Genomic DNA, 9,179 nt, shown 5'->3' with positions numbered 1-9,179 from the left:
TGCAGTTTTTTAGGAACCTTCACGCCACAACTAGAACAATCTTGACTCGTACCAGAGGCTTTTACCGGAATAACCACCAAACCAGCATTTACGGCTTTGTTTGTTAGAATCGACAAAAAGCTTGACCATCCAGCATCAAGTATAGATTTAGCTAATCGAGTACGTGCAAGTCCTTTGACGTTCAAATCTTCTACCGCCACAACATCATATTTTTTCAACAAATTGTTCGCAGTTTTGAAGTGAAAATATGAGCGCTTATCAGCAACTTTTTTATGTTGCTTACCTAATTGTTTGATAGCTTTTTGTCTACCAATACTACCTTTTTTCCTACGAGATACCCGTTTTTGAACTACTCGCAAGCGCTTTTGGGCTTTACGGTAATACTGTGGGATTTTGACTATATTACCTTCAGAAGTAGTCAAAAACTCTTTCAAACCTACGTCAATCCCGGTTATTGATTCTGGGTTGAAATCAGATTTAACGGCAGGCACGGTCTTATCTTCTAGGCTCAAAGTTGCATAGTACCCATCGGCTTTCTTGGTAATGGAGCAAGTTTTCACTTTATATCCATCAGGTATTGCGCGATGTTGTATTAGCTTCACTTTCCCAAACTTCGGAAGGGTTATAAAGCCTGATTCCATGCAATCATCCTTCATGGAAGGATAGGTAAAAGTCTTGTATTGGTTAGCTGCTTTGAACCGAGGTTTTCCGCTTTTCTTTCCATTACAATCGCCCTTGAGGAATCTATCAAAAGCTAATTCTACTCGCTTTGCTGCATTTTGCAAAACTTGCGAGTGTAGCTCTTTATACCAGGGACGGTCTTTCTTTAGTTGAGGAAGGGAATCTTGTTGACTGTTGTAGTTAGGATTGACTCGCAACTCTGGTAGATGGCAAACAAATAAAGAACAAGAATTGATAGAACACCGATTCTCTTCATACCAACGAAAGCGGTCAGCTAACAAGTAATTGTACTGACAACGAAGCATGTCTAGCCATCGGTCAAGTTCATCTATTTGTTGTTTTGTTGGACGCAATCGGTATTGATACGAAGTTCTCATTTGTCTTACCTCCTAGTTTTAGGATAACATAAATGTATGGCAACTGGGTGGATAAAATGAAAGAATGTAGAATAAGTTTACGAATATCGACTAGAAGAATGAGTAAATTCAGGAACTATGCAGCGAATCAGGACAAGACGCTAACCCAACTGATAGAAGAATATATCGACTCGCTGCCAAATACCAAGATTGGCAATTCGTCATCGACCAACGTTTCTGAATAACCTGCGGTTATTGTCGTTTGTCGGTCAATTCCTCATTGCCCACCTTATATCCCGCCACTGATTGAGTACAATTCAGTGGGGGACTTACGGTGTAAAGTTAAAAATAAGTCGTACATCGCGTTTCTTTACTCCTAACTCCTAACTCCCTACTCCCTACTCCCCACTCCCAACTCAACATGACAATCTTCTACCGAAGTGCGTTCTCTCATGGCATTAACTAAAGCCTCGTAGCTAGACCAATTTTCTTGCAGTAGGGTTTTCGCCTGGAGGGTATGAAACCGGAATTTCTGCTGAGAAACTGATTCAGGAAAACCCAAAATTGTCAAGACTCCTATCAGTTTATTTTTATCATCACCTCCACCCTCAGCATTATTAAAAACTAGGGTTTCAGCAGCAATACCCGCCATCCAAACAGTGCAGTAGCGGTCTAGCATTTGGGCACTGATTTTGCCCGCTTCTAGTTGCAATGCTAATTCGCGATCATCAAAGCTAACGCCGCCTTGGCCAGGTTGCCCCTGTTTCCAGGCTTCCCAAGCGCTGAGTGTGTAGCCGGTAACGGGAATACCCAATAGGTAAGCAACTAAGAAATGTCCGGCTTCGTGGTGGACGATGCGATCGCGGTGTTCACTTGAAAAACCAGCAATCCAATCTATAAAGATAGTACCACCCTTGCCTTGCAAGCTGAAACTATCTAATGTCGCTATGCCTAAAATGGTGAAAGTAGCGATCGCTGGTACTGCCGGTGATATGTTTAAGAATGGCCCTAGCAGTACCGATAGGGTGATGAGAAAGATAGATATTGCAACTAAATTTAGGGTAGTCTGGCTCATTGAGAGTTTTCTGAGTGCAGCTTAATCTTTATTTCATTATCGTCCACTTAAACCCCATCATGGCTATCCCAGAACTCGAACAACAACTCCTTCAGCTTTCCCCCAACGATAAACTGTATATTATCCAACTTCTTGCCCAAAGCCTGACCAGACACAACACCCACCCAGACTAACCCACCAAACTCTCAGAATTTTTCCGTCAGTCCCCCCTGGCTGAACTCACCGAAGAACTCGACTTTAGCCGAGGCTGGACATTGCTAAAAACCCTCATCGATTCCCTACAACCAGAAACCCAAACCGAAACCCCAGAATATCCCCTGACTGAATTCTATTGGTAATCTTTATTACTACTTTAAGGTTCGAGATGAATCTAAAGATGAGTTAGAGCTAGCCTGTTGGCAAGCTTTCGAGGTTTCACCCTCACAAGAACAGCCCCTCTCCCAAAATTGGGAGAGGGGAGCAAATTCTCTAGTTCCCCGAATCCCAACTTGGGAGAAGGGGTTAGGGGATGAGGGCAAAACGCCTTCTCAAAACAGATTTTTTCTTAAGTTGACACCAATGAGCTTTTTCTGTGCCCCTACGACAGATGTGGTTTAAATACATGAAAACTGGTGTTATAACAAATCTAGTTGAAATATCTTCTTTTTTATAAAGTCCGCCTAAGCGGACTTTGTTTATATAGCCTGTGATAAAGATTTACTTCTATAAAAGCTGTTATGATGTACAACTTTCATGTCGCGCATATAATAAGCTCAATGCCTATTCCTCTTATCTTTAGCAGTTGTAACACTAGTGACTTCCAAATCATCATACTTATTGACTTTATAGATGATGGTCGAAAGTAACCAACTGAATACAAAGATGCCAATGATTATGTAACCAATTGTGCCAAAGTTATCACCTAGTTGACTAATGAAATCCCAAAATGGACTTTTCAGTTGTAACTGATCACCAATAATGTTTAGAGCCTCAATTCCGCCAATGACCACAGCAACTAGTACAGAAACAAGGGTGATGGTCATGTTGTAGTAGAGCTTGCGGATTGGTTTGACGTAAGCCCAGCCATAAGCACCAAGCATTAAAATGCCGTCAGTGGTGTCAATTAGGGACATACCTGCGGTAAACAAAGCTGGAAACAATAGGATCGACCAGATAGGCAGACCTTTAGCGGCTTGATTCGCAGAAATCCCCAGCAGTGCAACCTCTGTCGCCGTGTCGAAGCCTAAACCGAAAAGGAAACCTAAAGGAAACATTTGCCAGCTACTATCTATCAACCGAAACAAAGGACGGAAGATGCGACCGAGTAGCCCACGTTGGTTCAAAAATTCATCTAAGGATTGCTCGTCGTAGATTCCCCCTCGCTTGACGGTTTGGAAGGTCTTATAAACATCCCATAGCACCACCATATTGATTGCTGCAATTGCTAGTAGGAAAAGTGCAGAAACGCTACTGCTAATTAGCCCCCCAACCTTTTCAAAACTGGGAAAATTGTTATGGATGGTTGTAGTGGTTAAAGCGATCGCCACAGAGGCGAAAATTACAACTGTGGAATGACCTAGAGAGAAGAAAAACCCAACAGCAACAGGTCGTTTGTTCTCCTGCATCAATTTACGGGTAACATTGTCAATCGCGGCGATGTGATCAGCATCTACAGCATGACGTAGACCAAAGGTATAAGCTAAGACGGCAGTGCCAAGCAGAAGGGGGTAGCTGTGGAATGTAATCAGGGCAAGTACCCAGATCAAAATATTCACGCTGATCAGGAACGCATAGATGTTGAGAACTTTACGTCTAACGTTTCTGGAACTATCGTTGAAAACACGCGAAAATCTGGATAGCATTTATCACTCCTTATAAAGGCATATTTCGACAAGGTGAAAAACGAATGAGACTCTGTATCAGCCGTACCAGCATACTGAGCCAGCCTATAAAAGTTTCATTCATCAAAATTACTTACATTGACATTCACGTAAGGTTTAGTAAAACCTATCAAAATGACAAAGGTATTGCAAAGTTATGTCAAAAGTGTGACTAGTCGGTCATACTTCATAACGGTGAGCAGCATTGGCAGGCTGAAATCTTTATAAATAGGACTTGTCAGCCCAGTTAGAAAATCAAGGGGTAATACCCGCGTAGGCAAAGAGAAGACTGTAAGGGAGGCGATTAGGGACTGACAAATATAGGACTTACGCAAAACTACACGCGGTAGGGGCAATACCCTGCGGTCAGCTAAAGCTAGATGAATTGCCCCTACCTAAAAATCATTCTTTTCAGCTATTGTTTGCGTAAGTCCTAAAATAAAAAATACTCAACTACTGATCGTGGGGTGGGCGACACGAGCGCCCATAGCTTACAGCTATTTTCAGGTAAATAGACCACGCGGTAGGGGCACAGAAAAAGCTCATTGGTGTCAACTTAACCTAGAAGTTAGGCAAGGCATGCTTTCGAGGTTTGACCCTCACAAGAACAGCCCCTCTCCCAATTTTGGGAGAGGGGAGCAAATTCTCTAGTTCCCCGAATCCCAACTTGGGAGAAGGGGTTAGGGGATGAGGGCAAAACGTCTTCTCAAAGCAACTTTTTTCTTAAGTTGACACGCATGAGCATTGCTGTGCCCCTACGACAGATGTGGTTCAAATACATGAAAACTGCTGTAAGGCGGGCAAGATGCCCACCCCACAAGTAGTAGTAATTTATTTGTTGGAAATCCCTTAAACAATGGCGCATTTAGCGAGAATGACTTCTAGCCGATTCTGTACTTGCTGAAGTTATTGGCGCTTTTGGTAAATCCACATCTTTTTCGTTGTGAGCTTTTTCCTGCTGTTCTAAGAGATTTTCGGTGCGATCGCTTGTGCGATGACTCGACTGGCTGATTTATAGCAACCCTTTCAAGTCCATGAACTCCTAGATGGCAGATCCTTGCTAAAGTAATAGTTATGAAGGTTTAGAACCACAACCCATCTTTTATAGGAATATATGGATCACTATGAAGTTATGTAGGGCGAACGATGGGAATTGAACCCACGAATGGTGGTACCACAAACCACTGCCTTAACCACTTGGCTACGCTCGCCATTCAACAATTTGAATTATAGCAAAAATTTGGCAAGTGATCAAGAGCTTTTATTCAAGGAACGGACTTAGTTGATTTAGAGTCTCTGGAATCTAAGGATTACAACGAATTTTACTTGGCAAACATGAAACCCTTAACCATCATTGCATATACTGGAGCAGCAGCAGGACTCGCCGCCTTGGGTGTGACAATGGCGAAGACCAATCCCAGTCAGGTTGAATATGAAGAATATGCAGTGCAACGGCTGACAAAATACTTAAAAACTGATGTATGTAAAAAAACTACGAATATTATAGAAAATTTAATCCGTTTTAATTGTGATAAGTTGGTTGACTCGGCTAACCCGCAAATCCAAGAAATTGTTGCTAGGACTACAGAAAGACAAAATTACATTATTTTTAGCATTTATCGTACAGATTTAAAAATAAATTCTTGGATGCCTTCTTACAAATTTGAAACAGTGGGAGCCTTGGATCAATTTTATACTTACACTGCTGAAAAACAATAAGAGCCTGTTTACGATCTTTTTTTGCAAAAAGGCTGAAATGTGCGTAAACTGAGAGGATGAGAGAAAGTTAAGTGAAGCACGCCAAGAAACAACGGATTAAGGCGGGTTTTAGGGCGGTGTGGGAGCTAGTTAGACTTGGCGTTTAGGTGACAAGGTTTTTAATTATTTTCCTAAATTGGGAAAAATGTAGTGGGAACTTGGATGTTTTTGCAAGTCTCTCAGTTCTTCAATAACCTTACTAATATTCTCATCAATTCCTCAATATCCTCGACAACTCTGTAGCTATTAATCCCTAGAGTAAAATGTTTATTTACTCTATCAAGACAAGCAAACTGCCACAAGCTCCCTGTACTGACACAACCAGTTAATATAGGTTGTTCTGCAACAGTTGGGGAATCCTCCCATAAATCCAGTGCAACGATTTGGGCTACTAATTGAGTGAAGCCTCTGCTTAAATCAGCAAGACTCGCTTCTATGACTAATAGTTGATTTGGTTGGGTAGTTCTAATTAAATAATCTAGTGTACCTTGAAGTTGATTATTCACTCTCAGGCTAAATTCTATTCTTAGTTTTGCCTTCGTGTAATGAATCAACTCTAGTACTATTCTAGAAATTATTACTTCTCTTCTAGCCAACTCGGTACTTAGTTCTACATAAGGAAGCGCTTCTTCTATCCTTTCTCTCAATTCGAGCAACCTATCCAATTCGCCTGAGTATTGTGGCAATTGAAATACTTTATACTCCAATGAATAACCGAAGGCTTGGGCTAAGTCTTCAGAATAGTAACCACTTTCAAAATATTTGCTAAAGGTGTATGTCTGAGTTGGATCTAGCTTCATGAGATTTTAATTCCTTGGGCTTCTTGTGACATACTCCCCGCGCCTCTGTGGGTGATTTTGGTTGCAGTTTACAGGCGTTGTGTCTTACTGGCAAGGGTTCTGTGTCGTTTGGTGCGTAATCATAACAACCCCACTAATATAGGTCAAACCAAACAAGCTTTGGGCATTATCTTGTCCACAATGGCTATGCATCTGACGCTGATGTTTAGGAAACGCTATATTACTACCAGCTTGATCTTAAGTAAAATATAAGAATTAGTAACTGAGAGTTCAAGCTTTGCCGATGTCATCTGCCTATCTGCTAGTATCTCACGGAAGTCGCGATCGCCGCCCAGAAATTGCTATGCAGCAACTAGCAAAGCTGGTATGTAACAAATTGCCAAAAAACCACAAGCCATCAGATAGCGAACATCTGGTTGGCATAGCTGCTTTGGAAATGAGTCCTCAGCCTTTACACGAGCAGATTCAACAATTTGCCAAGAGCGCTTTTGGCGATGCCTGGGTTGGGCTACGCCGGAGCGGAGTCTCTCAAAACCAAAATCGCCTCAAAATTGTACCGCTATTTCTGCTGCCGGGAGTGCATGTAATGTCAGATATTCCCGCCGAAGTAGCACTAGCACAACAGGCTTTTGGTCAAGATATCATGATTGAGTTGCAACCATACTTAGGCTCTCACCCCAATTTAGAGAAATTGCTGGCAAAGCAAATAGCTGCTATAAAAGCACAAGCATGGATTCTATTAGCTCATGGTAGCCGTCGCCCAGGTTCTCAAGAAACTGTGTCAGCAATGGCGGCGAATTTAGGAGCAGTGGCTGCTTATTGGGCTGTCCCTCCTAGTTTAGAATCACGGGTGAAAGAGTTGGTAGCTGCTGGTTATCGGGAGATTGCAATTTTGCCATACTTTTTATTCGCTGGTGGAATAACCGATGCGATCGCCGCCTCAATCGAGGAGCTAAAATTACAATTTTCTGCGGTGAATTTCCAATTAACGCAGCCCTTGGGAGCAAGTGCAGAATTAGCGGAGCTAATTTGGGATTTAATAGATAGATGAACCGCACAGAAAAACAGGAGAACAAGTATTTGGGAAAGGTTTATTTAGTAGGTGCAGGGCCTGGAGATCCAGGACTAATAACTCTGAAGGCGAAAGGTTTATTGGAATGTGCAGATGTAGTTATTTATGATGCCTTAGTGAGTCCGGCAATTCTGGCAATGATTAATCCCCAAGCAGAGCAAATTAATGCTGGTAAGCGTGCGGGGAGACATTCTTTGTTGCAGTTAGAAACAACTCAATTGCTGATTGATAAAGCGCAGGATCATGCAATTGTGGTGCGGCTAAAGGGTGGCGATCCGTTTATTTTTGGCCGCGGTGGCGAAGAGATGGCAGAGTTAGTCAAAGCCGGAATATCAACGGAAGTTGTGCCAGGTATCACATCGGGGATTGCAGCCGCTGCCTATGCAGGTATTCCTTTGACTCATCGACTATATAGTTCTTCAGTAACATTTGTTACTGGACATGAGGCTGCGGGTAAGTATAGACCGCTAGTGAATTGGAATGCCATCGCCCACGGTTCCGAAACCATTGTAATTTATATGGGAATTCACAATCTACCTTATATTGTGGAACAATTAAGTGCAGCTGGGTTAAATTTAGAAACGCCCATTGCTTTGGTGCGCTGGGGTACGCGGCCAGAACAAGAAGAATTAATTGGTACCTTAGAGACAATTGTAGAGCAGGTAGAGCAAACTGGATTTGGTGCGCCTGCGATCGCAGTCATGGGACAAGTAGTAAATATGCACAGTATTCTCTCTGCTTGTCGTCCAGTTTAATGGTTGCTACAAAAAAAGAAAAATCAGAAGTCTAGAGAAAGCAGTTTAGATGGTGGAGTTTTGCTCTCCAATATCTTTAAGTTTCTCGAATCCAAAATGCCAATCCTCCTCCCCGGCCGCGAGCTGCAATGAAATCTTCCGTCACTGAAAAGAAGCCAAAGAAGGGTAGTTTAGCTATGGGCTGGTTGTAGAAATCTTCTGTTTTAACTTTACCAAAACGGATTGGTCTGTTGTAAACAACACCACCAAATAGACTGATAACTATGTGGTTAAAGTCAAACGCCAATAAATTTTTTTGAATTGAATATTGCACTGGTCCGGTGAGCTTTAACAAAACTGGGCCAAATTCAACCTGATTAATAATTTCGCCTCTGCCCAAATTCTCTTCCAAAATGGTATTAAAGGAAACATGGACTGTTATAAACTTGGGTACATAGAAACCCTTGCCTAATAGAATTCCCCCGCGCTCTTTGACTTTATTAGTGCCAGTCACAAAGGAAAGTTGCCATTTACCTAAAATAGACTCGAACGGATAAGTTAATCGTTGCTGCTTGGCAGATTTTTCGGCTTGTAGCAACGCATTTACTAATATTTCAGCACTAGGGCGTGTGCCTCTGTGTCTTTGATACGCAGCCGCAGCATAGGATAGCACGGTTAGAAAGTTAAATGTCGCTCTAGATGTCAAATCAGCTGTCATGAAAGCACTCTGGATTTAACTATTTGTTTACTTTATCATGTCGCGGAAGACTCCACCTTCAGCGCCAGCAAGGTGGAGATCAGAGCGGGTGATGACGATTGCATCTGCGACCAATGTGCGTAGGAC

At 42.3% G+C, this 9,179-nt stretch carries 9 protein-coding genes and 1 tRNA gene; 4 read left to right on the top strand and 6 right to left on the bottom strand.

Translation table 11 applies throughout. From position 1 onward, the window contains the following. Together ACYTXL_RS13590 and ACYTXL_RS13585 are read right to left on the bottom strand one after the other, a co-directional pair. A partial coding sequence (locus tag ACYTXL_RS13590; protein WP_461925214.1) for an RNA-guided endonuclease InsQ/TnpB family protein occupies positions 1-1,058 on the bottom strand: 1,058 nt, incomplete at its 3' end. Between the two features lie 370 nt (positions 1,059-1,428). Further along, complete coding sequence (locus ACYTXL_RS13585; RefSeq protein WP_461925213.1) at positions 1,429-2,112, bottom strand: ATP-dependent Zn protease; 684 nt, start codon at positions 2,110-2,112, stop codon at positions 1,429-1,431. Between the two features lie 14 nt (positions 2,113-2,126). On the opposite strand from ACYTXL_RS13585, the gene ACYTXL_RS13580 reads away from it, so the two are divergent. Continuing rightward, entirely contained in the window at positions 2,127-2,285 is a 159-nt protein-coding gene (locus ACYTXL_RS13580; protein ID WP_461925212.1) for a hypothetical protein, read from the top strand. Positions 2,286-2,864: 579 nt separating this feature from the next. Here the strand turns inward: ACYTXL_RS13580 and ACYTXL_RS13575 are convergent. Then, on the bottom strand, positions 2,865-3,953 hold the full coding sequence (locus tag ACYTXL_RS13575; protein WP_461922670.1) for a HoxN/HupN/NixA family nickel/cobalt transporter: 1,089 nt from the start codon (positions 3,951-3,953) through the stop codon (positions 2,865-2,867). Positions 3,954-5,109: 1,156 nt separating this feature from the next. Next, a tRNA-His gene (locus ACYTXL_RS13570) sits at positions 5,110-5,182 on the bottom strand. Between the two features lie 124 nt (positions 5,183-5,306). Here ACYTXL_RS13570 and ACYTXL_RS13565 point away from each other — a divergent pair. Next, on the top strand, positions 5,307-5,690 hold the full coding sequence (locus ACYTXL_RS13565) for a DUF4359 domain-containing protein (protein ID WP_461925211.1): 384 nt from the start codon (positions 5,307-5,309) through the stop codon (positions 5,688-5,690). Positions 5,691-5,908: 218 nt separating this feature from the next. On the opposite strand, the gene ACYTXL_RS13560 is transcribed toward ACYTXL_RS13565, so the two are convergent. Next, entirely contained in the window at positions 5,909-6,529 is a 621-nt protein-coding gene (locus tag ACYTXL_RS13560) for a hypothetical protein (protein ID WP_461925210.1), read from the bottom strand. Between the two features lie 283 nt (positions 6,530-6,812). On the opposite strand from ACYTXL_RS13560, the gene ACYTXL_RS13555 reads away from it, so the two are divergent. Together ACYTXL_RS13555 and cobA are read left to right on the top strand one after the other, a co-directional pair. Next, the gene (locus tag ACYTXL_RS13555) at positions 6,813-7,580 is read left to right on the top strand and encodes a sirohydrochlorin chelatase (RefSeq protein WP_461925209.1); all 768 of its coding nucleotides are present in this window, start codon (positions 6,813-6,815) and stop codon (positions 7,578-7,580) included. After that, on the top strand, positions 7,577-8,356 hold the full coding sequence (gene cobA / locus ACYTXL_RS13550; protein ID WP_461925208.1) for a uroporphyrinogen-III C-methyltransferase: 780 nt from the start codon (positions 7,577-7,579) through the stop codon (positions 8,354-8,356). The genes ACYTXL_RS13555 and cobA overlap by 4 nt, the downstream gene beginning before the upstream one ends. Before the next feature lie 76 nt (positions 8,357-8,432). Here the strand turns inward: cobA and ACYTXL_RS13545 are convergent, their stop codons facing one another. After that, on the bottom strand, positions 8,433-9,053 hold the full coding sequence (locus ACYTXL_RS13545; protein ID WP_461925207.1) for a hypothetical protein: 621 nt from the start codon (positions 9,051-9,053) through the stop codon (positions 8,433-8,435). Positions 9,054-9,179: the final 126 nt, after the last annotated feature.

The organism is Nostoc sp. (assembly GCF_054880495.1).
Note: the sequence above shows the minus strand (reverse complement) of the source record. Positions and strands in the feature narration are given on the sequence as shown.

Coding starts and splice junctions, on each gene's coding strand:
- ACYTXL_RS13545 (WP_461925207.1), bottom strand. CDS start 9,053: ATGACAGCTGATTTGACATCTAGAGCGACATTTAACTTTCTAACCGTG.
- ACYTXL_RS13555 (WP_461925209.1), top strand. CDS start 6,813: ATGTCATCTGCCTATCTGCTAGTATCTCACGGAAGTCGCGATCGCCGC.
- ACYTXL_RS13560 (WP_461925210.1), bottom strand. CDS start 6,529: ATGAAGCTAGATCCAACTCAGACATACACCTTTAGCAAATATTTTGAA.
- ACYTXL_RS13575 (WP_461922670.1), bottom strand. CDS start 3,953: ATGCTATCCAGATTTTCGCGTGTTTTCAACGATAGTTCCAGAAACGTT.
- cobA (WP_461925208.1), top strand. CDS start 7,577: ATGAACCGCACAGAAAAACAGGAGAACAAGTATTTGGGAAAGGTTTAT.
- ACYTXL_RS13585 (WP_461925213.1), bottom strand. CDS start 2,112: ATGAGCCAGACTACCCTAAATTTAGTTGCAATATCTATCTTTCTCATC.
- ACYTXL_RS13565 (WP_461925211.1), top strand. CDS start 5,307: ATGAAACCCTTAACCATCATTGCATATACTGGAGCAGCAGCAGGACTC.